Annotated in this window: 21 protein-coding genes; all 21 read left to right on the top strand. The window is 61.4% G+C overall.

The window, feature by feature from the left end:
* Positions 1-50 precede the first annotated feature (50 nt).
* The 21 genes from tssA to AC07XZ_RS02335 all read left to right on the top strand — a co-directional run bounded on the left by tssA (position 51) and on the right by AC07XZ_RS02335 (position 25237).
* Positions 51-1613: a type VI secretion system protein TssA gene (gene tssA / locus AC07XZ_RS02435; RefSeq protein ID WP_102688427.1), complete on the top strand. Its 1563-nt coding sequence runs from the start codon at positions 51-53 to the stop codon at positions 1611-1613.
* 32 nt (positions 1614-1645) lie between these two features.
* A complete protein-coding gene (tssB, locus tag AC07XZ_RS02430) occupies positions 1646-2149 on the top strand; it encodes a type VI secretion system contractile sheath small subunit (protein WP_003229587.1) in 504 nt (167 codons plus the stop codon).
* Between the two features lie 28 nt (positions 2150-2177).
* Positions 2178-3653, top strand: coding sequence for a type VI secretion system contractile sheath large subunit (gene tssC / locus AC07XZ_RS02425; protein WP_011336600.1), 1476 nt, complete (start codon positions 2178-2180; stop codon positions 3651-3653).
* Positions 3654-3662: 9 nt separating this feature from the next.
* Positions 3663-4070, top strand: coding sequence for a type VI secretion system baseplate subunit TssE (tssE, locus tag AC07XZ_RS02420; protein ID WP_102688426.1), 408 nt, complete (start codon positions 3663-3665; stop codon positions 4068-4070).
* A gap of 11 nt (positions 4071-4081) precedes the next feature.
* Complete coding sequence (locus tag AC07XZ_RS02415) at positions 4082-4606, top strand: PAAR domain-containing protein (RefSeq protein WP_102688425.1); 525 nt, start codon at positions 4082-4084, stop codon at positions 4604-4606.
* 11 nt (positions 4607-4617) lie between these two features.
* Positions 4618-5604, top strand: coding sequence for a DUF6402 family protein (locus AC07XZ_RS02410; protein ID WP_085747933.1), 987 nt, complete (start codon positions 4618-4620; stop codon positions 5602-5604).
* Positions 5601-5987 carry a hypothetical protein gene (locus AC07XZ_RS02405; protein WP_134021359.1) on the top strand — a complete coding sequence of 129 codons (387 nt, stop codon included), beginning with the start codon at positions 5601-5603 and terminating at the stop codon, positions 5985-5987. The genes AC07XZ_RS02410 and AC07XZ_RS02405 overlap by 4 nt, the downstream gene beginning before the upstream one ends.
* Positions 5988-6251: 264 nt before the next feature.
* The gene (locus AC07XZ_RS02400) at positions 6252-6674 is read left to right on the top strand and encodes a hypothetical protein (RefSeq protein WP_102688424.1); all 423 of its coding nucleotides are present in this window, start codon (positions 6252-6254) and stop codon (positions 6672-6674) included.
* A gap of 69 nt (positions 6675-6743) precedes the next feature.
* Positions 6744-8531, top strand: a complete 1788-nt coding sequence (gene tssF, locus AC07XZ_RS02395; protein ID WP_011336593.1) for a type VI secretion system baseplate subunit TssF — start codon at positions 6744-6746, stop codon at positions 8529-8531.
* Positions 8495-9502, top strand: a complete 1008-nt coding sequence (tssG, locus tag AC07XZ_RS02390) for a type VI secretion system baseplate subunit TssG (RefSeq protein ID WP_039765146.1) — start codon at positions 8495-8497, stop codon at positions 9500-9502. Before tssF ends, tssG begins: the two co-directional genes overlap by 37 nt.
* An 11-nt stretch (positions 9503-9513) precedes the next feature.
* Complete coding sequence (gene tssH / locus AC07XZ_RS02385; RefSeq protein WP_102688423.1) at positions 9514-12171, top strand: type VI secretion system ATPase TssH; 2658 nt, start codon at positions 9514-9516, stop codon at positions 12169-12171.
* A 10-nt stretch (positions 12172-12181) separates the two neighbouring features.
* A complete protein-coding gene (locus AC07XZ_RS02380; protein WP_102688422.1) occupies positions 12182-13708 on the top strand; it encodes a sigma-54 interaction domain-containing protein in 1527 nt (508 codons plus the stop codon).
* 93 nt (positions 13709-13801) lie between these two features.
* Positions 13802-13942, top strand: coding sequence for a hypothetical protein (locus AC07XZ_RS02375; protein ID WP_003229566.1), 141 nt, complete (start codon positions 13802-13804; stop codon positions 13940-13942).
* Between the two features lie 18 nt (positions 13943-13960).
* Positions 13961-15154, top strand: coding sequence for a type VI secretion system-associated FHA domain protein TagH (gene tagH / locus AC07XZ_RS02370; protein ID WP_085747928.1), 1194 nt, complete (start codon positions 13961-13963; stop codon positions 15152-15154).
* Between the two features lie 5 nt (positions 15155-15159).
* Positions 15160-15660, top strand: a complete 501-nt coding sequence (tssJ, locus tag AC07XZ_RS02365) for a type VI secretion system lipoprotein TssJ (protein WP_011336587.1) — start codon at positions 15160-15162, stop codon at positions 15658-15660.
* A 2-nt stretch (positions 15661-15662) separates the two neighbouring features.
* Entirely contained in the window at positions 15663-16994 is a 1332-nt protein-coding gene (gene tssK, locus AC07XZ_RS02360) for a type VI secretion system baseplate subunit TssK (protein ID WP_039765155.1), read from the top strand.
* Between the two features lie 5 nt (positions 16995-16999).
* Positions 17000-17875, top strand: a complete 876-nt coding sequence (gene icmH / locus AC07XZ_RS02355) for a type IVB secretion system protein IcmH/DotU (protein WP_064600459.1) — start codon at positions 17000-17002, stop codon at positions 17873-17875.
* Positions 17876-17888: 13 nt separating this feature from the next.
* Positions 17889-21428 (top strand): type VI secretion system membrane subunit TssM, encoded by a 3540-nt coding sequence (tssM, locus tag AC07XZ_RS02350; protein ID WP_102688421.1) that lies wholly within the window; start codon positions 17889-17891, stop codon positions 21426-21428.
* Entirely contained in the window at positions 21428-22156 is a 729-nt protein-coding gene (locus AC07XZ_RS02345; RefSeq protein WP_102688420.1) for a PP2C family protein-serine/threonine phosphatase, read from the top strand. The genes tssM and AC07XZ_RS02345 overlap by 1 nt, the downstream gene beginning before the upstream one ends.
* The gene (locus AC07XZ_RS02340) at positions 22153-23154 is read left to right on the top strand and encodes a serine/threonine-protein kinase (RefSeq protein ID WP_102688419.1); all 1002 of its coding nucleotides are present in this window, start codon (positions 22153-22155) and stop codon (positions 23152-23154) included. Before AC07XZ_RS02345 ends, AC07XZ_RS02340 begins: the two co-directional genes overlap by 4 nt.
* A 28-nt stretch (positions 23155-23182) precedes the next feature.
* A complete protein-coding gene (locus AC07XZ_RS02335) occupies positions 23183-25237 on the top strand; it encodes a type VI secretion system Vgr family protein (protein WP_102719538.1) in 2055 nt (684 codons plus the stop codon).
* Positions 25238-25248: the final 11 nt, after the last annotated feature.

The raw sequence follows: 25248 nt of genomic DNA, 5'->3' as shown, positions 1-25248 counted from the left end.
CCGCTGCAACTCCAATAGGCGCACGACCGTAATCCTAATAAAGGCCATGGATGTCCTACTCAAGCAAACTTTCCGCCCATTACCTCGAACTCGCTAAAGTCTCTGTTTCCAAAGAGAATTTTGCGGGCGAAGACGTTCGTTTCTCGAGCGAATTCGAGGCCCTGGAAAGCGAGCTGGCCAAAGCCTCGTCGATGCACGAAAGCGGGCAGATCGACTGGCTGAAAATTCGCGAAAACAGCGAAAACCTCCTGCGTACCCAATCCAAGGATTTGCGTGTCGGCGCCTGGCTGACCTGGTCGCTGTACCAGCGTGAATCCTTCCCCGGCCTGCTGGCCGGCCTCGGTTTTCTGCACCATTTGTCGGAAAACCACTGGGCCGAGATTCACCCGCTCAAACCCCGCACCCGGGCCGCCGCCATCGGCTGGCTGGTGCCGCGTCTTGAGCAGGTGATCACCGAGAACATCGCGATCAAGGAACAGCTGCCGATGTTCCGGCAGTTGTCCGAGCATCTGTCCGGTCTCGACGCCGCCTGCACCGAGCACCTGGGCGATGATGCGCCGCTGCTGCTGCCGCTTTCTCGCCGCCTGAAAACCATGATCCAGCGTGCCGCTGACAATCAGCCGGCACCCGGCGTGGTGGGTGCGGCGGTGGCGCAGGTCAAGCAGGCCGCCAGCCAGTTACTGGCTCCCGGTGCGCCGATTGACAACGAAAAAGAAGCCCACAAAGCCCTGCGCGCCCAGCAGGAAAGCGCCCGCCCGCTGTGCGCCTGGTGGCTCAAGCAGAAAGCCACCGACCTGCGCGCGCTGCGCCTCAACCGCACCTTGCTGTGGATGACGATCGATGCGGTGCCCGAGCGCAACGCCGAGCAGATTACCGTGCTGCGCGGGTTGCCGGTCGACAAGCTCAAGCAGTATCAGGACCGCTTCGATCAGGGCAAATATGCCGACCTGCTGGTGGAACTGGAGGCGAGCCTGGCGAAGGCGCCGTTCTGGTTCGATGGCCAGAGGATGGTCTGGGAATGTCTCCAGAACCTCAACGCCGAGCTGGCCATGCGCGAAGTGGAAATCCACTTCGCGCTTTTGATTCAGCGCCTGCCCGGCATCATCGAGCTGCGTTTCCATGACGGCGCGCCGTTCGCCGATCCGTCCACCCGGGCGTGGATCGCCGGCAACGTCATGCCGCACCTGCAAAGCGCCAGCGCGCCGCGCAAGGTCGAGACCGAGAACGTCGAAACCCAGCCAGCCTGGGAAAAGGCCTTGGAGGAAGTCCAGCCGATCCTGCGCAAGGAAGGCCTCAAGCCTGCCGTGCAGATCCTCAAGCAGGGTCTGCAATCGGCGCACGGCGGGCGCGAACGCTTCTTCTGGCAGTTCGCCCTCGCGCGGCTGTGCTTCCTGGCCAAGAAATACGAACTCGCCAAGAACCAGCTCGAAACCCTCGATCAGACATTACAGGACTCAGGCCTGCACGCCTGGGAGCCCGATCTTGCATTGGAAGTGCTGCACCTGCTGCACAGTTGCTGCGAGTTGTTACCGCAGAACCATGCCGTACGTGAACGCAAGGAAGAGATTTATCGCAGGCTGTGCCACCTCGACCTCGAAGTGGTACTCGAATAGGCCCCAGGGCCACAACCGCAAGGAGAAAAGCCATGGCCAAAGAAGGCTCGGTAGCCCCCAAGGAACGCATCAACGTCACCTTCAAACCCGCCACCGGCGGTGCTCAGGAAGAGATTGAACTGCCGCTGAAGCTGCTGGCAATCGGTGACTACACCCACCGCAAGGACGATCGCAAGATCGAGGATCGCAAGCCGATCAGCATCGACAAGATGACCTTCGACGAAGTGCTGGCCAAGCAAGAGCTGGGTCTGACGCTGAGCGTGCCGAACCGTCTGCAGGAAGATGGCGAGGCCGACGAGCTGGCTGTGCAACTGCGCGTCAACTCCATGAAGGACTTCAACCCGGCCAGCCTGGTCGAGCAAGTGCCTGAGCTGAAAAAACTGATGGAACTGCGCGACGCGCTGGTGGCCCTCAAAGGCCCGCTGGGTAACGCACCTGCGTTCCGTAAAGCCATCGAAGGCGTGCTCGCCGACGATGAATCCCGCGGTCGCGTACTCGGTGAGCTGGGCCTGAACGCCGCAGCTCCGGACGCTTGAGACTCCAGCAGCCAAGGAAGCCAACACAATGAGCACTAGCGCAGCACAACAGAACGCCGCAGAAAACGGCGAGTACAGCATTCTCGACAGCATCATCGCCGAAACCCGCCTGACGCCGGACGACGAAGCCTACGACATCGCCAAGCGCGGTGTGTCGGCGTTCATCGAAGAGCTGCTCAAGCCGCAGAACAACGGTGAGCCGGTCAAGAAAGCCATGGTTGACCGCATGATCGCCGAGATCGATGCCAAGCTCAGCCGTCAGATGGACGAAATCCTGCACCACCCGGACTTCCAGGCCCTGGAATCGTCGTGGCGTGGCCTGCAACTGCTGGTCGACCGCACCAACTTCCGCGAAAACATCAAGATCGAAATCCTCAACGTCTCCAAAGAAGACCTGCTGGACGATTTCGAAGACTCGCCGGAAGTCATGCAGTCGGGCCTGTACAAGCACATCTACACCGCTGAATACGGCCAGTTCGGTGGTCAGCCGGTTGGCGCGATCATTGCCAACTACTACATGTCCCCAAGCTCGCCGGACGTGAAGCTGATGCAGTACGTGTCCAGCGTAGCCTGCATGTCCCACGCGCCGTTTATCGCCGCTGCCGGCCCGAAATTCTTCGGCCTGGAAAGCTTCACCGGTCTGCCGGACCTGAAGGATCTGAAAGATCACTTCGAAGGCCCGCAATTCGCCAAATGGCAGAGCTTCCGTACCTCGGAAGACTCCCGCTACGTTGGTCTGACCGTGCCGCGTTTCCTGCTGCGTAACCCGTACGACCCGGAAGAGAACCCGGTCAAATCGTTCGTGTACAAGGAAAACGTTGCCAACAGCCACGAGCACTACCTGTGGGGCAACACCGCTTACGCGTTCGGCACCAAGCTGACCGACAGCTTCGCCAAATTCCGCTGGTGCCCGAACATCATCGGCCCACAGAGCGGCGGCGCGGTTGAAGACCTGCCTCTGCACCACTTCGAAAGCATGGGCGAAATCGAAACCAAGATTCCTACCGAAGTTCTGGTTTCCGACCGTCGTGAATACGAACTGGCCGAGGAAGGCTTCATCTCCCTGACCATGCGTAAAGGCTCCGACAACGCGGCGTTCTTCTCCGCAAGCTCGGTGCAGAAGCCGAAGTTCTTCGGCATCAGCGCAGAAGGCAAGGCGGCAGAGCTGAACTACAAGCTCGGCACCCAACTGCCGTACATGATGATCGTCAACCGCCTGGCTCACTACCTGAAAGTGCTGCAGCGCGAGCAACTCGGTTCGTGGAAAGAGCGTACCGATCTCGAGCTGGAACTGAACAAGTGGATCCGCCAGTACGTGGCCGACCAGGAAAACCCGAGCGCCGAAGTACGTGGCCGTCGTCCGCTACGCGCTGCGCAAGTGATCGTCAGCGACGTTGAAGGCGAGCCGGGCTGGTACCGCGTCAGCCTGAACGTGCGTCCGCACTTCAAGTACATGGGTGCCGATTTCACCCTGTCGCTGGTTGGCAAGCTGGACAAAGAGTAAGAGCGACTCATGGACGGATACGGCAGCCTTTTCGAGCGCCTCAACGGCGACGCGGAACTACGCAAGGGCAAAAGCCTTGAGGCTTCGGCCATGGCGTCGGTGGCTGCCCATCTGGCCAAAATGCTCAGCACCCGGGCCGGCAGCGTGCAAACGCTGTCCGACTACGGGTTGCCCGATCTCAATGACATGCGCCTGAGCCTGCACGACTCCCTGAGTCAGGCCCGCCTGGCCATCGAAAGCTTCATCGAAGCCTACGAGCCGCGCCTGAGCAACGTGCGTGTCATTTCCCTGCCGCGTGACCACGACCAGCTTCGCCTGGCCTTCAGCATCGAAGGCCTGCTGGAAGTCGAGGGTTTCAAGCGTCAGGTCAGTTTCGCCGCGCGCCTGGATGGCAGCGGTCAAGTGAAGGTCACCTAAGGAGAACCCCGATGTCTGGCAAACCCGCAGCACGCGTATCCGACCCCACCGCTTGCCCGCTCCCCGGCCACGGCACCAACCCGATTGCCGCCGGTTCCGGCGACGTGTTCTTCGACGGCCTCCCGGCCGCTCGCCAGGGCGATGCCTCGGCGTGTGGTGGTGCGTTGGTCGGCGATCTGGCGACGACGGTTCTGATCAATGGCAAACCGGCCGCCACGGTCGGTTCGGTTGGATCTCATGGCAATAAAGTCACGGCTGGATCCGGGACGGTGATTATCGGCAATTCGCATTCGCCGGCGCCGTTTGTGCCGCCGTTGCCGGTGGAGATTCAGTGGCCGTTTAGTCAGCACTTTGTGGTTCGTAATCCTAGAACCGGCGCACCGGTTGCTGACCGGCCGTACACCTTGCGTACAGCCTCCGGTAAAGAGGTCAGGGGCGTTACTGATGCACAAGGTCGAACGAGACCTATTGCTTCCCACCTCGCTGAAAGTGTCACGCTTATCGTCGAAGAACAGACTTCGCTCGTGATTGCTTAAGGGACTATCACATGCCGGCACCCACTCCTGTAACAGCTCAACTCACCCCTTCCTCTGACAAGAAGCCAGCGGAAGCGGCCGTCGATCATTTCCAGATCACAGATATTCCAGGTGTGATGAGAAAAATGGGCTGGAAGGAAAGCGCTCGAATCATGCAGCGTTGGTTCGACGGTGCGCCTTTCGTGATGTCCTCAAGTGAGAAGCGGGGACGTCTTGCCGTTGACAAGATCACCCAAGAAAAACTGTTTGATGATTTGGATTTTGAATGGCTTACCTCCTCCTCGCCCCACACAGGTGAAACCATCAAAGAGCTTATTGCGAAGGCCGCAAGCCCCAGTCAATACAATGAGCTTATTGGCCGTCAAAAGGGACTGACGCAATTAGCACCGGGGCTTTTGCAATTTATGACTTGCATGAGAACGCTTGGAGTTCTTGATGAGGCTAACCAGGACCTTGCTAGGGGTGCTCATGACTACAGTGCCCTGAGTGCAAGAATGCTGGAGTCTGCTACGCAATATAATTTTCGATCTATCGGGATTACCACTTCGGAAAAGAAGAATAACCCATTGGATGATGTGTACGGCACATTGGGTGGATTTGTTATTAAATTTGCAGTTACAAAATTCAGCACTACACCCAAGACGAAAAAAATGGCTGCTACATTAACGATTGAAGAAATTGGTTGTTATGTACGTGATACATATGAGTTTCTGAATGAAGATGGCAGCGACCAACTGCTTGGGTATTGGAATCACGACGGCGTTGTCAGGCCGAGCATTTTTGCATATTTAACTTCGCCAGAAACATATGAATCTGAGGGGAAGGTTTACTTCAAAGTGACCAACGATAGTTACAATAATTACCGCAGCAAGCTTGGCAAGGGTGGTGATTTGTTTGTGTACTCTACGGTCAAGAAAATTCCTGTATCTATTCATCATCGTTTTACCTCTGCAGATTTTGCAGAGTTTTCGCAACGATCAGCTAAGGCAATGCCATGAAAGCGTCCCTTAGAAAGAGCTTTTTACTTTTTTCGTTGTGCGTGCTTGTGCCAGTTTTGGTTCTTTTGGGCTTGAAGGTGCTTAGCTCAAAGGCCGCGGAGCCTCTTTTCATTGACTGGAATGACTCAGGAAGCTGCTATATCGCAACGTATTCACCGAATTACAATTTTTTGGGTGTAGTGGCTGGTCGTGCGTTTAAGTACTTTAGCAGCCCGTATTTTTATCGCGTTTATACAAAAAATAACGATCTACTAAAAACATCAGAATGGTATCTCTGGCGGGATGAGGGGAGTCCCGGCATTGCACCCGAGTTTCGCGGAGAGATGATTGTTTATCCAGGCTCTGAAGGCTGGGAAAGTTGGATAGTTTCAGAGTGTCGTTGATGCCTGATTTAAAGGCGGCCTCGCTACCTGAGAAAGTTGGAGAGCGTTATTCATGCACGCAATGAGTTTGCAGGGGTATCTGGCCAGTGTTGCTGACAGTGATCTGTTTGGCTGCCTGGCCTTGTTGAGCTTTGTATTGCTCCTGACTGCCTCACATCGGGCGGCTCGAAATTCACGCCTTCACCGCGCACTAACGCTCTCGGTTTTGGCTGCTGTTGTAGCTATCCATGGCCTTGGATCGTGGTACGGAAATCTGAGACCAGCATGAGCAACTACTACCGTATCGCCATGTGCCTGTTTGTCCATGCCTTCGGATGTGTGGCCTACGTGTTTTTGAATAATGCAGTAGTACATGCCTACAAGCATCTGAACGGCGGGTTCACCACGCGTGGGGTCGCGATCGGTATTGCCAGCTACGCGATGTTTTACATTTTTCTCGGTGTCAATTTTATTGCTGCGCTGATTCCAAGCCTCGTTGCCAAACTGGTGATTCTGAGCCTTATGGTGGGCTTCATCCTGCTTTGGATGCTCCCCGACAACCCATTGAGAGCCTTGTTTTATGGCGTCGCTCAAGGTTGCGTCACCTTGCTGGCAATCCTCGCTTCTCAAGTCATCGAGTTGCGCTGGGTATTAAGAAACATCGCTGGACGCATCCAGCCGAACCAGCCTGAGAGTGCCATCCAATGATCAGGTCAGGTATCGAGCGTAATCCACAGGACAGTTATTCCATGAGTTCCACTACCAGGCAGGTAACCCGTGTCCTTTAACCACTACTACCAAAGCGAACTCACCGCACTGCGCCAGCTGGGTCGCCGTTTCGCCGAGCGTAGTCCGGCGTTGGCGCCGTTCCTGGGGCAGGCCGGGCGGGATCCGGATGTGGAGCGGTTGCTGGAAGGCTTTGCGTTTCTGACCGGGCGGCTGCGCCAGAAGCTCGATGACGAGTTGCCGGAGCTCAGCCATTCCCTGATGCAGTTGTTGTGGCCGAACTACATGCGGCCGCTGCCGGCGTTCAGCATTCTGCAGTTCGACCCGCTCAAGCGTTCCGGGCCGGCGCTGAAGGTCGAGCGTGACACGCCGATCGAGAGCGTGCCGATCGAAGACGTGCGTTGCCGCTTCCGCACCTGCTACCCGACCGAAGTCATGGCGCTGGATCTGGCCGCGCTGAACTACTCGGTGAAGGGCGACGGTTCGCTGCTCAGCCTGCGCCTGGAGATGAGTGCCGACGGCCACCTCGGCGAGCTGGAACTGAGCAAGCTGCGCCTGCACTTTGCCGGCGAGCGCTACATCAGCCAGATGCTCTACCTGAGCCTGCTGCGCAACCTCGATGGCATCGAACTGATCCCGCTCGACGGCGCCGGCAAGCCGATCGATGGCGTGAGCGGCAAGCCGATGGCGTTCAAGATTCCGGGCGACCGGGTCAAACCGGTGGGCTTTGCCGAAGAAGAAGCGTTGATCCCGTATCCGCTGAACACCTTCCGCGGCTATCGCTATCTGCAGGAATACTTCGCCTTCCAGGACAAGTTCCTGTTCGTTGATGTCCACGGCCTCGACATTCTCAAGGCGCTGCCGGAAGACACGCTTAAGCAGATGCGCGGCCTGGAATTGCGCTTCGACATCCGCAAGAGCGGCATCATGCGCATGCGTCCGACCCTGGATAACGTGAAGCTGTTCTGCACGCCGATCGTCAACCTGTTCAAGCACGACGCACTGCCGATCCGCCTCGACGGCAAACAGGACGAATACCTGCTGCTGCCGGCCGAATACGATCTGGAAAACTGCGGCGTGTTCTCGGTGGAGACCGTGACTGGCTGGAAGCCCGGCGGCCTCGGTTATCAGGAGTACGTGCCGTTCGAATCCTTCGAGCACGATCCAAGTTTCGACGTGCCCAACAGCCGTCCGCATTACAGCATCCGCCAGCGCTCGTCGCTGCTGCACGACGGCCTCGACACCTACCTGAGCTTCGGCATCCGCCACACCGAAGCCCATGAAACCCTGTCGATCGAGCTGGTCTGCACCAATCAGAACCTGCCGCGCAAACTCAAGCTCGGGCAGATCTGCATGGCCTGCGAAGAGACCCCGGAGTTCCTGAGTTTCCGCAACATCACCCCGGCCACTTCCAGTTTCGCGCCGCCGCTGAACCGTGACTTCCTGTGGAAGCTGATCAGCAACATGTCGCTTAACTATCTGTCGCTGGCCGACGTCAATGCACTGAAGGTGATTCTCGAAACCTACGACCTGCCGCGCTACTACGACCAGCACGCGGAGAAGGTCAGCAAACGCCTGCTCGGCGGTCTCAAGCACATCAAGCATCACCACGTGGACCGCTTGCACCGTGGTCTGCCGGTACGCGGTTTGCGCACCGAACTGACCATCGACCCGGAAGGGTATATCGGCGAAGGCGATCTGTTCGTCTTCGCCTCGGTTCTCAACGAGTTTTTCGCGCTTTACGCCAGTCTCAATTCATTCCACGAGCTGCGGGTAAAAAGCACACAGGGAGAGGTGTACCAATGGACACCACGTATGGGCCTGCAGCCCCTGCTTTAAGCGGGCTGACGAAGGTAATACGCGAGTACTCGCTGTTTCAGGCCGTGCTGCTGGTGATCGACCGGCTGCGCGATGCGCACCCGTACCTGAGCGAAGACGATTTGTACGACCAGCTGGAATTCCAGGCCAACCCGAGCCTCGGATTTCCGCGCAGCGACGTCGATCGCGTGGAGTTTTTCGAAGAGCACGGGCAGATGCGCGCGCGCCTGCGGTTCAACCTGATCGGCCTGGTCGGTTCCGGCTCGCCGCTGCCGGCGTTCTACGGCGAGCAAGCTTTGGGCGACAGCGAAGACGGCAACCCGACGCGCAATTTCCTCGACTTGTTCCACCATCGCCTGCAACGGCTGATGCTGCCGATCTGGCGCAAGTACCGCTATCGCGCGAGCTTCCAGAGCGGTGCGGTCGACCCGTTCTCGTCGCAGCTGTTCGCCCTGATCGGCCTCGGCGGCGACGAGATCCGCAAGGCCAAGGAACTGAACTGGAAACGCCTGTTGCCGTACCTCGGCCTGCTCAGCTTGCGGGCGCACTCGGCGGCGTTGATCGAAGCGGTGCTGCGTTACTACTTCAAGCACGAAGACCTGGTCATCGAGCAATGCATCGAGCGCCGCGTGGAAATCCTCGAAGAACAGCGCAACCGCCTCGGCTTCGCCAACAGCGTGCTGGGTGAAGACCTGGTGCTGGGCGAACGCGTGCGCGATCGCAGCGGCAAATTCCGCATTCACATCACCGAACTCGACTGGGAACGCTTCCACGAGTTCCTGCCCATCGGTTTCGGTTACCAGCCGCTCTGCGCGCTGGTGCGGTTCACCTTGCGTGACCCGCTCGATTACGACATTCGCCTGGTGCTGCGTCCGGAAGAAATCCGCGAACTGCGCATTGGCGAGAAGAACGACTGTCGCCTGGGGTGGACCAGTTGGCTGGGCTGCGAGAAAGCAGACGGCGTGGTGACCCTGGGCAGCAAAATTCATTAAGGACGTGAGCCATGATCAACGTAGACCTGCAACAACTCATCCAGGCGCTGGACGCCGAAACCCGTCGCGATCTGGAGCGTTCGGCCGAGCGCTGCGTGGCCCGTGGCGGCAGCAAGATTCTGGTCGAAGACTTGCTGCTCGGCCTGCTGGAGCGCCCGAACGGTCTGCTCTCCCGCGCGCTGCAGGATGCCGATGTTGATGCCGGCGAGCTGAGCGCCGCCCTGCAATCGCGGGTCGAGCACAGCGCTTCGCGCAACCCGGTGTTCGCCCCGGAACTGGTGCAGTGGCTGCAGGACGCGCTGCTGGTGGCCAACCTTGAACTGGGCCAGACCTCGGTCGAAGACGCGGCGCTGATCCTCGCGCTGCTGCGCAACCCGATGCGCTACGCCGGCAGCCGCTACCAGCCGTTGCTGGCCAAACTGAACATCGATCGCCTGAAGGAATTTGCCCTGTCGCAACAGCCTCAGGCAGCGGCCAACGGTAAGCCGGCCGCCCCGGGCGAATCGCTGCTGGAGCGCTTCACCCACAACCTGACCCAACAGGCCCGCGACGGCAAACTCGACCCGGTGCTGTGCCGCGATGGCGCGATCCGCCAGATGGTCGACATCCTCGCCCGTCGCCGCAAGAACAACCCGATCGTGGTCGGTGAAGCCGGTGTCGGTAAAACCGCCATCGTCGAAGGCCTGGCCTCGCGCATCGCTGCCGGTGAAGTGCCGCAGGTGCTCAAGGGCGTCGAGCTGCTGTCGCTGGACATGGGCCTGTTGCAGGCCGGCGCCAGCGTCAAAGGTGAATTCGAACGTCGTCTGAAAGGCGTGATCGACGAGGTCAAAGCCTCGCCGAAGCCGATCATCCTGTTCATCGACGAAGCCCACACCCTGATCGGCGCGGGCGGCAATGCCGGCGGTTCCGACGCGGCCAACCTGCTGAAACCGGCACTGGCGCGCGGCGAACTGCGCACCATCGCCGCGACTACCTGGGCCGAGTACAAGAAATACTTCGAGAAAGACCCGGCGCTGGCCCGTCGTTTCCAGCCGGTTCAACTGCACGAACCGACCGTGAGCGAAGCGGTGACCATCCTGCGTGGCCTGGCGCAGGTCTACGAGAAGAGCCACGGCATCTACCTGCGCGATGACGCGGTGGTTTCTGCAGCGGAACTGTCCGCCCGTTACCTCGCCGGACGCCAACTGCCGGACAAGGCTGTCGACGTGCTCGACACCGCCTGCGCCCGTGTTCGCATCAGCCTCGCTGCCGCCCCGGAAAGCCTGGAGCGCCTGCGTGGCGAACTGGCTGAAGGTGGCCGTCAGCGTCAGGCCCTGCGCCGCGATGCCGAAGCCGGTCTGCTGATCGACCACGAAGCGCTGGAGGCACTGGAAGCGCGTCTGGACGAAGCCGAAGCCGAAATGGTCGCACTGGAAACCCAGTGGACCGAGCAGAAACAACTGGCCGAGCGCCTGCTGGAACTGCGTCAGCAACTGGCCAAGGCCCGTGAAGCCGCTGCGGTCCAGCCGACAGTGACTGTTGAAGAAGACGCCGAAGGCACGGTGATCGAAACCGTTGCTGCCGAGGTTGAAGAAGGCCAAAGCGTCGAAGCGCTGGAAGCGCAACTCAACGAAACCCACAGCGCCCTGACCGCCGCTCAGGTCAAGGAGCGTCTGGTCAGCTTCGAAGTCTGCCCGCGTCTGGTGGCCGAAGTGATCAGCGCCTGGACCGGCGTGCCGCTGGCGCAACTGGCCCGCGAGCACAACGCCAAGGTCGCCAGCTTCGCCACCGACCTGCGCACCCGCATTCGGGGTCAGGAACAAGCCGTGCACGCCCTGGATCGCTCGATGCGCGCCACCGCTGCCGGCCTGAACAAGCCTGACGCACCGGTCGGCGTGTTCCTGCTGGTCGGCCCGAGCGGCGTCGGCAAGACCGAAACCGCACTGGCACTCGCCGACCTGCTGTACGGCGGCGACCGTTTCATCACCACCATCAACATGTCCGAGTTCCAGGAGAAACACACCGTTTCCCGCCTGATCGGTGCACCGCCAGGCTACGTCGGTTACGGCGAGGGCGGCATGCTCACCGAAGCCGTGCGCCAGAAGCCGTACTCGGTGGTGCTGCTCGATGAAGTCGAGAAGGCCGATCCGGACGTGCTCAATCTGTTCTACCAAATCTTCGACAAAGGCGTGGCCAACGACGGCGAAGGGCGCGAGATCGACTTCCGCAATACGTTGATCCTGATGACCTCGAACCTGGGCAGCGACAAGATCAGCGACCTCTGCGAAGACGGTGCGCGTCCGACCGCCGAAGTGCTGGAAGAAACCATTCGCCCGGTGCTCAGCAAACACTTCAAGCCAGCGCTGCTGGCGCGGATGAAAGTGGTGCCGTACTACCCGGTTGGCGGCCCGGTGCTGCGCGAGCTGATCGAGATCAAGCTCGGTCGTCTGGGCGAGCGTCTGAACCGTCGCCAGCTGGATTTCACCTGGTGCCAGAACCTCGTCGATCACCTGTCCGAGCGCTGCACCCAAAGCGAAAGCGGTGCGCGCCTGATCGACCATTTGCTCGACCAGCACGTGCTGCCGCTGGTGGCCGACCGTTTGCTCGACGCCATGGCCACCGGTGAAAGCCTGAAGCGCGTGCATGCGACGCTCGACGGCGAAGCCAGCGTGACCTGCGAGTTCGCCTGAGGTGAGTGTGATGTTCACTCAAGTGCCGCAGCCACTGCTCTATGCCGAAGCCTTGCTGGCGCAGTTCGCCAGCCTGTCGCGCGCGGCGGACGGTGCTGCGCTGCTGGGTGACTTCGTGCGCGGTCTGGCGGGGCTGAGCGGTTGCGAACTGACGCAGCTGTACTTGCTGGACGCCACGCACACGTCGCTGGGGATGAACGCCGAATGCCTCGACGGCGTGCTGCAACCGCGCAGCGCGGCGAGCCTGCCAGCGGATTACAACGGCGAGCAATTGTTGCAGTTCGCCCTGTGCCAGAACCGCGTGGTGAGCTTCGATGACCTGGGCGGCAGCCTGCACGAAACCAGCTTTCTGCCGGCATCGTCCACGCCGTGGCAGTCGCTGTTGTGCGTGCCGCTGGTCAATCAGCAGAAGGCTGTCGAAGGCCTGTTGCTGTGCGCCAGCCGTCGACATATCAACCTGCAAGGCTTCGCCGATTCTCTCGGCCAGCTCGGCTCGTTCGTGCTTGGCCAGCTGCATCTGCTGCAGCGTCTGCGCCAGCCAGTGGATGCGACCGCGCCGGTCGTGCGCAGCCTGCCGAGTGCCAGTGGCTATGGCCTGATCGGCAAGAGCGCGGCGATGCGTCAGACCTATTCGCTGATCAGCAAAGTCCTGCACAGCCCATACACCGTGCTGTTGCGTGGCGAGACCGGCACCGGCAAGGAAGTGGTCGCGCGGGCGATCCACGATTGCGGCCCGCGCCGGTCCCAGGCGTTCATCGTGCAGAACTGCGCGGCGTTCCCGGAAAACTTGCTGGAGAGCGAGCTGTTCGGCTATCGCAAAGGCGCGTTCACCGGGGCTGATCGCGACCGCGCCGGGCTGTTCGATGCGGCTAATGGCGGCACCCTGTTGCTCGATGAAATCGGTGACATGCCGCTGTCGCTGCAAGCCAAATTGCTGCGCGTGTTGCAGGAAGGCGAGATCCGTCCGCTGGGCTCCAACGACACCCACAAGATCGACGTGCGCATCATCGCCGCGACGCACCGCGATCTGTCGGTGCTGGTCAGCGAAGGCAAATTCCGCGAAGACCTGTACTACCGTCTCGCGCAATTTCCGATCGAGTTGCCGGCCCTGCGTCAGCGCGAAGGCGACATCCTCGACCTGGCCAAACACTTCGCCGACAAGGCCTGCACCTTCCTGCAACGTGATCCGGTGCGCTGGTCGGACGCGGCGCTTGAACACCTGTCCGGCTACACCTTTCCCGGCAACGTGCGCGAACTCAAAGGCCTGGTCGAACGCGCAGTGTTGTTGTGCGAGGGCGGCGAGTTGCTGGCCGAGCATTTCTCGCTGCGCCTGGAATCGGCGCCGGCGTCGGAAGACCACTGCGGCCTCAATTTGCGCGAACGACTGGAAGCGGTCGAACGCAATCTGCTGCTCGATTGCCTGCGCAAGAACGACGGCAACCAGACGCTCGCCGCCCGGGAACTGGGCTTGCCGCGACGCACGCTGCTGTACCGGCTCGGTCGCTTGAACATCAATCTGGGTGATTTCGATGGGTAGGCGAAAGTCCGTCGGATTCACCTCGAAAACCTTTTTCAGCGCCGCCCGCAAGGGTCGGCGCTTTGTGCTTTGTCTACACCTGGAGACCCTCTGATGTCTGTTCGTCACTGGCACGCTGTCCTGCTGACCCTCGTCGTTCTATGCGGCCTCGGCGGTTGCAGCGGCAATTACAAATTCAACGATAACGATTACCGCCCGTTGGGTGATCCGCAGGCGGTCAATCGCGGCAAGTGACCGCAAGGAGCATCAAACATGGAATTGGTTTTCGAAATGCTGAACACCAAGCAGTTCGTGCCCACCGAGCTGTGCCAGCGGACCTTCAAACAGGCCGGTGGCGTGATCGGGCGGGGCGAGGACTGCGACTGGATCATCCCTGACCGCAAGCGTCACTTGTCCAATCACCACGCGATTGTCAGCTATCGCGAGGGCACGTTTTTCCTGACCGACACCAGCAGCAACGGTGTTCAGGACGGCGACAGCGGCGCACGCCTGCACAAGGGCGAGCCGGTGCGCATCGAGCACGGCAGCACCTACGTGCTGGGCGACTTCGAGATTCGCGCGCGCCTGGTGCGCGACCCGGCGACGTTCGACGGTGAAGTCGGCCAGCCACGCGCCGCCGGCACCATCATCCCGGACGACGCGTTCCTCGACCTCGACCCGCTGAAGTCGCTGGAGCAGCAAGAGCGCGTGTACTCGGAATTCGAGGAGATGCTCGCGCCGGTTACCGATCCTGAAGACTCCCGTCAGCGCGCCGACTACGCGCGCATCGACATGGAAAGCCTGATGGTGCCGGAGCTGATCGTCGAGCCCAAGCCTGAGCCTGCGCCGGCACCGAAAGCGGTCGAGCGTCAGAGCGAAACCTTCTGGGATAAATTCGGCGCGGCCCTCGGTGTCGATCTGAAAGGCCTGAGCCATGACGAGCGCGAAGCACTGGCGGTCAATGCCGCACGTCTGCTGCGCCAGAGCATCGGCGGTCTGCAACAGAGCCTGCGCACCCGTTCCGAGCTGAAGAACGAGCTGCGTCTGGCCCAGACCACCGTGCAAGGCACCAACAAGAATCCGCTGAAATTCGCCGTCGATCCGAGCGAAGCGCTGGACATCCTGTTGCAACCGCACAAGCCGGGCCATTTGCCGGCCGAGCAGGCGATCTCCCGGGCGTTCCGCGATTTGCAGGCGCATCAGGTGGCGCTGCTGACCGCCAGCCGCGCGGCGGTGCGCGGCACTCTGGAGCACTTCTCGCCGGAGCAGTTGACCCTGCGTTTCGAGCGTGACAACAAGCCGTTGCTCGCCACCGCCGGCGGCCGCTGGAGAGCGTTCAACCGCTACCACCATGCGCTGCGTCAGGACGACGACTGGAGCGAGCGCCTGCTGGCCCGCGACTTCGCCCAGGCCTACGAAGAACAGATCCGCCTGATCTCCACCCTCCACACCGACCACCAAGGATGATGCGCATGTCTCGCCGCTCGACCGCTTTTTTCAAGACGCTGACCGCGCTCACCCTGTTGGTGCTGCTCGCCGGTTGCTCGTCGCTGTCGCCGTATTCGAAAGTGACCAAGATCAACCTGAAGCTGACCGGCAGCGATCAGTTGAACCCGGACCTCAACGGTCGTCCGTCGCCGATCGTGGTGCGCCTGTTCGAACTCAAGCACCCGGTGACGTTCGAGAACGCCGATTTCTTCAGCCTCTACGAGCGCGCCAAGGAATCCCTCAACCCGGATCTGGTGGCCAGCGAAGAACTCGAACTGCGCCCGGGTGAAACCGTGGAGCTGAAACTCAGCGTGGAGGAGGGCAGCCGCTTCATCGGCATCCTCGCCGCATACCGCGACCTGCCGGAAACCAAATGGCGCCACACGTTCCCGATCACGCCGCTGGAAGTCACCGAAGCCGATCTGACCCTGGATCAGGCCGGTATCCGCAAGACCAACGAAGTGCTCGCCAAGGCGGATGACTGATCATGAATACCCATAAAGTCATCTGGCAGGAAGGCATGCTGCTGCGTCCGCAGCACTTCCAGCACAACGACCGCTACTACGATCACCAGATGAAGACCCGCACCCGGTTGCTGGGCGGCTACACCTGGGGGTTCCTGAATCTGGAGATCGACCTGCAGTTCCTCAACATGGGCAAACTGGTAATCAGTGAAGCCTCGGGGATCCTGCCGGACGGCAGCCTGTTCGAACTCGGCGGCAACACCGAACCGCTGGCGCTGGACGTGCCGCCGAACACCGGCAACACGCCGATCTACCTGGCGCTGCCATTGGTCACCGGTAACCACATCGAGGCCCGTCGCCCGGAGCAGTCCGACGTTCTTGCGCGGTACACCGCGTATGACGCCGAAGTCGCCGACTCCAACGCCGGCGATGATTCCGCCAGCCAGGTCAGCTGCGGCCGTCCGGATTTCAAGCTGTTGCTCGGCGAGCAGCAGAGCGACCAGGCCTACGTGAAGCTGAAAATCTGCGACGTGCTCGACACCACACCGGACGGCGTGATCAGCCTCGATCCGGATTTCGTGCCGACCTACATTCAGGCCCACGCCTCCAGCTACCTGCTGTCGTGCCTGAAAGAAGTGATCAGCATGCTCGGTCACCGGGGCGACACCATTGCCGAGCGCATTCGCTCGAACGGCAAGGTCGGCGGCGCGGAAATCGGCGACTTCATGATGCTGCAACTGATCAACCGCACCGAACTGCTGCTGCGCCACTACCTCGGCCTGGAGCAGGTTCACCCGGAAGAGTTGTACCGCACGCTGCTGACCATGCTCGGCGATCTGGCGACCTTCTCCAGCGACAGCAAACGCCCGCGTCTGGACAGCCGTTACTCCCACGCTGACCAGGGTGCGAGCTTCCGCAAACTGATGGAGTCGATCCGTCAGGTACTGTCGATGGTGCTGGAACAGCACGCCATCGAACTGATCCTGCAAGCGCGTCAGTACGGGATCATCGTGTCGCCGCTGCACGACCACAAACTGCTGGGCTCGGCGTCGTTCGTGCTGGCAGCCAGTGCCAACTGCGACTCCGAAGAGCTGCGCAATCGCTTGCCTGCGCACCTCAAGGTCGGCCCGGTGGAGCGCATCCGCCAACTGGTCAACCTGCACCTGCCGGGGATCAAGGTCAAACCGTTGCCGGTGGCCCCGCGGCAGATCGCGTTCCACTCCAACAAAACCTATTTCATCCTCGAACTCAGTTCCGAAGACCTGGCACAACTCGAGCGCTCCGGCGGCTTCGCGTTCCACGTGTCCGGCGAATTCGCCGAGCTTGAACTGAAATTCTGGGCCATCAGGAACTGACCGACATGATCAAGGACATGGAACACAACCAGGACGACAAAACCGTCCTGCTCGACCGTCAGGGCCATGGCCCTGCGGCGAGTCCGCTGACCGACTTCGCCGCGCCACCGCGCTTCGAACAACTGGAAGAACGGATGATCTACGCCGCGCGCCTGCGCCCGGCGGAAGCCTTCAACATCAGCCTTAATTCGCTGGTGGCGGCGTCCTCCGAACTGCTGTCGGAAGTGGTGCGTCTCAAGCACAGTGAAACCCGCGAAGACCTCTACGCGCTCAACGAGCGCCTGACCGCCGGGCTCAAGCTGTTCGAAGTGCGGGCCCTGCACAACGGCGCCGAAAGCAGCCAGGTGATGGCCGCTCGTTACGTGCTCTGCACCGTGGTCGACGAAGCCGTCGTGACCACGCCGTGGGGCAACGAAAGCGAGTGGTCGCAGATGAGCCTGCTCAGCAGCTTCCACAACGAAACCTTCGGTGGCGAGAAGTTCTTCCAGCTGCTCGATCGGCTGTCGAAAAACCCGGTCAAGCACCTGCCGATGCTGGAACTGATGTACCTGTGCCTGTCCCTCGGTTTCGAGGGCAAGTACCGCGTGCAGGCGCGCGGCATGCTGGAACTCGAAGGCATCCGCGACGCCCTGTACCGGCAGATCCGTCAGTTGCGTGGCGACGTGCCGCGCGAATTGTCGCCGCAGTGGGAAGGCCTCAACGATCAGCGCCGCAATCTGGTGCGCATCGTGCCGGCGTGGATGGTGGTGCTGTTCACCTTCGTCTGTCTGGTGATGATGTATTCGGGCTTCGCCTGGGTCTTGGGCGAGCAGCGCGACACCGTTCTGCAACCATATCAGCCGCTTGATCCGGCCGCGGCCTCGCCGCAGTCGCAGCCGTAAACAGGGACGTGTGATGAAAAAGTTTTTCAAGAAAGTCGGCGCCTTCCTGCGCCAGACCTGGGTCTGGACCCTGCTGCTGGTGCTGTTCGTGGCGCTGCTGGTGTGGTTCGTCGGCCCGCTGTTGGCAGTGGATGACTACAAGTTCTGGGAAAGCGCGACTTCGCGTCTGCTGACCATCAGCGTGCTGTTCCTGATCTGGGGCCTGACCATGGTCTTCGTCAGCTGGCGCGCCGGTATCCGCAAGAAAGCCGTCGAAGAAACCGAAGACGGCCAGGACCGTATCCGCCGCGAAGAGTTGATCGACGAAGAGCAGAAAGAGTTGAAAGAGCGTTTCAAGGACGCCCTGAAAACCCTCAAGACTTCGAGCCTGTACCGCGGCCGCAGCGAGCGCTGGCGCAATGACTTGCCGTGGTACTTGCTGATCGGCCCGCAGGCCAGCGGCAAGACCAGCCTGCTGGACTTCTCCGGGCTGGAATTCCCGATCAACAAGATCGACCGCAAGCTGACCCGCGACACCCACGGCACCCGTCATTGCGACTGGTACTTCGCCGACCACGGTGTGTTGATCGACACCGCCGGCCGCTATCTGACCCAGCCGGATGCGGAAGTTGACGGCAGCGCCTGGACCACCTTGCTGGAGCTGCTGCGCAAGCGTCGTCGCGGTCGTCCGCTGAACGGCGTGCTGGTGACCATTCCGGTGGAAACCCTGACCGGTGGCAGCGAACAGGACATCGAAACCCTGGCCCGCCAGGTACGTGCGCGTCTGCAAGACGTCTATCAGAAGCTGCACGTCGATGTTCCGGTGTATCTGGTGCTGAGCAAGGCCGACAAGCTGCTGGGCTTTGACGAGTTCTTCGACCAACTGACCCGCGAAGAAAGCGATCAGGTGCTGGGCACCAGTTTCCGCAAGGATCAGGTCGGCACCGACGTGACGGTGCTGCGCAACGAGTTCGAAGAGCTGCTGCGTCGCCTCAACAGCCAGGTGATCATGCGCATGCACTCCGAGCGCGACACCCAGCGCCGTGGCCGCATCCTCGACTTCCCGCACCAGATGGGCCAGATCGGCGAGCGTCTGTGCCTGCTGGTCGACATGGCGTTCACCGGCAACCGCTACCAGCGTGCGACGCAACTGCGTGGTTTCTACCTGACCAGCGCACCGCACCTGACTCAGGAAATGGATTCGACCACCGCCGGCATCGGCGCGAGTCTGGGCATGAGCGCCGGCGTGCTGCCGACGCTGCGCAGCGGTCGTTCGCGTTTCATCCATCACTTGCTCAGCCGGGTGATTTTCCCCGAGGCCGATCTGGCCGGTCTGGACAAGCGCGAGCGCAGCCGCATCCACTGGGGCCAGCGTGCGTTGTACGTCGGCGCACTGGGTGCGCTGGTCCTGTTCGGCATGCTCTGGGCCGGTGGTTTCTCGGCCAACTACGAGCGTCTGGAAAACCTGCGCAATCTGGCGCAGAACTGGACGCAGCAACGCACGGCACTGTCGCCGCGCGATGACGCCATGGGCGCACTGAAAACCCTCGACACCAGCTACGCTGCCACCCAGGTGTTCCCGAAAAAAGGCGACGCGGCGTACCACGAACGGATGGGTCTGTATCAGGGCCAGGACGTCAATCCGGTGGTCAAGGAGGCTTACGAGCACGAGCTCGAAAAGCAACTGCTGCCGCGCGTTGCAACGATGCTTGAAGGCCAGATCCGCGCCAACATGAAGGACCGCGAAAAGCTGATCAACAGCCTGCGCGCGTACCTGATGCTGAACATGAAGGATCGTCGTGACGCGGCATGGCTCAAGGACTGGATCGCGGCGGACTGGTCGCAGCGCTACACCGGCAACACCGCGGTGCAGAACGGTCTGAACACGCACCTCGAGCGTCTGTTGCAGCAGCCGTTTATCTACCCGCTCAACGAGCAACTGGTGGCCCAGGCGCGTCAGATCCTGCGCAGCGAGTCGCTGGCGACCGTGGTTTACCGCATGCTCCGCGAGCAGGCGCGCAACCTGCCGGATTACCGTTTCAGCCAGCACCTCGGGCCGCAGGGCTCGCTGTTCATTGGCACTGAATACGTGATTCCGGGCTTCTACACCCAGACCGGCTATCAGCAGTATTTCTCGGTCCAAGGCGCATCGCTGGTGACCGACATCCTGCGTGACAACTGGGTGCTGGGCGAAGGCGCCGGCATCAGCGACATGGACTTGCGTCGCCTGATGGTCGAACTGGAGCAACTGTACTTCCGCGACTATGCCAACTACTGGAGCGAGGCCGTTGGCCAGGTGGCGCTGCCGCCGATCAGCGATGCCGGTGAAGGCGCAGAGCAACTGGCGGGCCTGACCTCGGCCAACTCGCCGGTGCTGGCGCTGCTGACCGAAGTGCGTGAGAACACCCGCTTCCCGGCAGCTCCTGAACCGGTGGATGAAGCCGGTGACGCTGCCGATGCGCTGGCGGGGCAGAAGGGCAAACTGGGCAAGGTCGGCAAACTCGCTTCGGCGTTGACGGACAAGGCTGCGGCCATGAACGTGGCGAAGAACCTGCCGGACACGGCCAAGAAGTCCCTGCAACGTCGCTTCGAGCCGCTGCATAAACTGCTCGACGACAACAACGGGCCGGCCGCTGACCTGACCCCGGCCTTTACCGCGCTCAACGACCTGCAACTGCAACTGGCGGGCCTTGCCCGTTCCAGCACACCGGAGCAAGCCGCGTTCGAACTGGCCAAGACCCGCATGAGCGGCCAGCGTGATGCGCTGACCAATCTGCGCAATGCGTCGGGTCGTCTGCCGCGTCCGCTGAGCGTGTGGTTCAACGTGCTGGCCGAAGACTCGTGGCGCCTGGTGCTCAACGATGCCTACCAATACCTGAACGGCCGTTATCAGAACGAGCTGTACAGCGTGTATGGCAAAACCATCAGCAAGCGCTATCCGTTCAGCGCGTCGAGCACAAGCGACGTGGCGATCAGCGATTTCCGCGAGTTCTTCCGGGCTCAAGGCACCATCGACCGCTTCTTCGACAGCTACATGCGTCCGTTCGTCAGCGGTGATCCGGGCAACTACCGGATGCGCAGCATCGACGGTCGCAGCCTGCCGGTGTCCAAGGTCTTCCTCGACCAGATGGCGGCGGCACTGAACATTCGCCAGAGCTTCTTCTCGATCAACCCGGCCGAGCCGACCGTGCAGTTCAAGCTGGAGCCGTACACCCTCGATCCGGCCGTCAGCCGTTCCGAGTTCAAGTTCGGTGACAAGACCATGGAATACCGCCACGGTCCGATCCTGCCCATGACCTTCAAGTGGCCGACCGATGCTGAAGACGGTCGCACCAGCCTGGTCATGGACAAGATGGCCGGGCGCCCGATCGGCATCGAGAAGAACTCCGGCCCGTGGTCGCTGTTCCGTCTGTTCGACCTGATGCAGACGGAGTACCTGACCGGTCGCGACGTGCTGGTGCTCAAAGCCGACGTGGGTGGCCTGCGCGCCAACTACCTGCTGACCAGCCAGCGCACGCCGAACCCGTTCGACATGGGCGTGCTGCGTACCTTCCGTATGCCGGTGCAGCTCTGATGCTGGTGGCCAGTCCCTGGCGCAGCGCGGCGCGAACCGACCCGGGCAAGGTGCGGTCGCGCAACGAAGATGCCTTCCTCGACACCCCGCAGCATGGGCTGTGGGTGGTCGCGGACGGCATGGGCGGTCATCAGGGTGGCGACATCGCCAGCCAGTTGATCGTCGCCAGCCTGGCTGAACTGCCGCAGCACGAAGACTTCGACGAACGTCTCAAAGCCATCCGCCAGTGCCTGCACTGGCTGAACCGGCGCCTGGGGCAGGAGTTGACCGTCACCGCCGGGCGTCACGACAGCATCATGGGCAGCACCGTCGTGGCGCTGCTGGTGGAAGGCAATCGCGCGGCCTGCATCTGGGCCGGCGACAGCCGTTGCTATATGTGGCGCGGGCAGCGTCTGTATCAGCTGTCGAAGGATCACTCGCTGCAACAGCAATTGATCGACGAGCAGCAGATGAGCGTCGAACAGGCAGCGGCGCACCCGGCAGCCCAGGCCTTGACCCGGGCGGTGGGCGCGGCGGAACAACTGACGCTGGATGTGCTGGAACTCGAGGTCTATCCCGGTGATGTGTTCCTGCTGTGCAGCGATGGTTTGTATCAAGGCCTGACCAGCGATGCCCTCGGCAACGCTCTCAGCCTGGCGGCGCCACATGTGGCGCTGGAACGTCTGTTCGACGGCGCCCTGCGGGGTGCCGCTCGCGACAACCTGACTGCCGTGGTGATCCGCCAATGACTGAAATCGAATCCTCAGTCGACGACTTGCTGATGAGCGAAGAGCAGGCCAACAACCTGACCTACTTCGCCTTCGCCAAGCAACATAACGCCGAACCCGCGCTGGCGCCGACCAAGGCCAGCGTCGGCGAACTGCCGGATGTTCTGGCAGGCCGCTACCACCTCGAGCGCCTGCTCGGGGCCGGTGGCATGGGAGCGGTTTACCGGGCCCGGGATCTGCTGCACGAACAGTTCGGCGATCCCGATCCTTACATTGCGCTGAAAATCCTCAGCGAAGAATTTGCCGAGTCGCCGGACGCCAGTGCCTTGCTCTACAGCGAGTTCGCCCTGACCCGACGCCTGCGCCACGACAACGTGCTGCGACCGCACACGTTCGAAGTGGACACCGATTGCCAGCGGGCCTTCATCACCATGGAACTCATGCGTGGCCTGACCCTGGACAAACTGCTCTGCGAGCGGCCGCTGGGCCTGCCGTGGAAAGAACTGCGCGACATCGCGCTGCCGCTGCTCGACGCGCTGGCTTACGCCCACCGTCGCGGCGTGCTGCACGGTGACATGAAACCGAGCAACGTCATGCTCAGCGAAGACGGCGTGCGCCTCTTTGACTTCGGTCTCGGGCAGGCCGAGGAGGGCATCCTGCCCGGCCTGCCGCACCTGAGCCGCGAGCGTTTCAACGCCTGGACCCCGGGCTACGCCGCCCCCGAACTGCTTGAGGGCCAACCGCTGTCGGCCAGCGCGGACGTGTACGGCGTGGCCTGCGTGATCTATGAACTGGCGGGCGGCAAACACCCGTTCCGCCGCTTGCCCTCGACCCAGGCCCGTGACGAACACCTGGATCGCGAACTGCAAGCCCCGGCAAATCTGCCGACACACTGCTGGCCCGCGCTGCGCACCGCGCTGGCCTTTGACGCGGCAGAGCGCACCATCACTGCCGACCAATTGCGTGACGCCTTGGGCGCCACTTCGTCCTGGCTGCAGCGTTTGCGACTGCGGGCGTAACGGATGACATTCGAACAGGGAGCACTTTATGTTCAACCCAGCTAACGAAACGCACTTCAGCCTGACGGTCGAAGACTACGTGGGCGACCTGCAAGTCCTGTCGTTCACCGGCATCGAAGGCATCAGCCAGCCGTTCCGTTTCGACCTGGAACTGGTCAGCGAGAACCCGGATCTGGACCTGGAAAAACTCCTGCACAAACAGGCCTTCCTTGCCCTCGATCCGCAGGGCTCGGGCATCCACGGCCAGATCTACCGCGTGGCCCAGGGCGATGCCGGCAAGCGCCTGACCCGCTACAAGGTTTCGCTGGTGCCGCAGCTGCAATACCTGCATCACCGCACCAACCAGCGCATCTACCAGCAGATGTCGGCGCCGAAAATCATCGCGCTGATCCTCGACGAGCACGGCATCAAGGGCAACGCCTACAGCTTCCAACTCAGCCAGCCGTGCCCGGATCGCGACTACTGCGTGCAGTACGACGAAACCGATCTGCATTTCGTCCAGCGTCTTTGTGAAGAGGAAGGCATTCACTACCACTTCCAGCACAGCAAGAAAGGCCACCTGCTGGTGTTCGGCGATGACCAGACCGTGTTCCCCAACCTCGGCCAACCGACCGCTTACGTGCAGGGCAGCGGCATGGTCGCCGAAGAACCGGTGATCAAAGGCTTCAAGCTGCGCCTGGAAACCCGCACCAGCCGCACCACCCGCCGCGACTACGACTTCGAAAAACCGCGCCTGCAAATGGAAGCGGCTTTTAAACCAGAGAGTAAGCCGGATGGCGAGAGCGCCGAACCGGATCTGGAAGACTACGACTACCCCGGCCGCTTCATCGACCGCGCCCGCGGCAAGTTCCTCAGCCAGCGCGCCCTCGAACGCCACCGCGCCGACTACCGTCAGGCCGAAGGTCGCGGCGACCAGACCAGACTGGTCAGCGGCCACTTCATGGAAATGTCCGACCACCCGCGCAGCGAGTGGAACGACCTGTGGCTGCTCACCGAAATTTTCCACGAAGGCAAACAGCCGCAAGTCCTCGAAGAATCGGTGACCAGCGACACCACCGACAACAAGGACGACTTCCACCAGGGCTACCGCAACCGCTTCCTCGCCACCCCGTGGGACGTGTTCTACCGTCCGGCCCTCGAACACCCGAAACCCCGCGTGCTCGGCAGCCAGACCGCGATGGTCACCGGCCCCAAAGGCGAAGAAATCCACTGCGACCAATACGGCCGCATCAAAGTGCAATTCCACTGGGACCGCGAAGGCCTGGCCGACGACAAAACCAGCTGCTGGCTGCGCGTTTCCAGCTCCTGGGCCGGCGACCGCTACGGCGCCATTTCCATCCCGCGCATCGGCATGGAAGTCCTCGTCACCTTCCTTGAAGGCGACCCCGATCAGCCACTGGTCACCGGCTGCCTGTACCACAAGGAAAACCCGGTGCCCTACGCCTTGCCGGCGAACAAAACCCGCAGCGTCTTCAAAACCCTCAGCTCCCCGGGCGGCGGTGGCTACAACGAACTGCGCATCGAAGACAAAAAAGGCGCCGAACAAATCTTCATCCACGCCCAGCGCGACTGGGATGAAAACGTTGAGCACGATCAGAAGATTCGGGTCGGCAATGAACGCCACGACACCGTGGTGAAGAACACCTACACCGAGCTGAAGGCCGAAGAACACCGCACCACCATAAGCGACCGCAAGATCGAAGCACGGATGGATGACCACCTGACCATTGGCGAGAGCCAGCATGTGAAGCTTGGGACTGCGCAACTGACCAGTGCCGGGAAAGAGATTCACATCAAGGCTGGGGACAAGATTGTCATTGAGGCGGGGACTGAGCTGACGATTCTCGGCGGCGGCAGTTTCATCAAGCTCGATGGTGGTGGTGTGACGGTGGTTGGGCCGGTGGTGAAGATTAATGCTGGCGGGTCGGCGGGGAGTGGCACCGGGATCGGGATCAAACCGCCGGTGCTGCCGGGGGCGGCGGATAAGGATAAGGCGGGGAGTTTGATGGATCAGGCGTTGTTGAATGCGCCTGAAGAACAGGTCAAACGCAAGCCAAAACGCATGCTCAATTTTTCTGGGTAATACATCGACGG

It is taken from the genome of Pseudomonas sp. GW458-11-26-14-LB4 (assembly GCF_059423925.1).
This window is presented reverse-complemented; position numbering and strand designations above follow the sequence as displayed.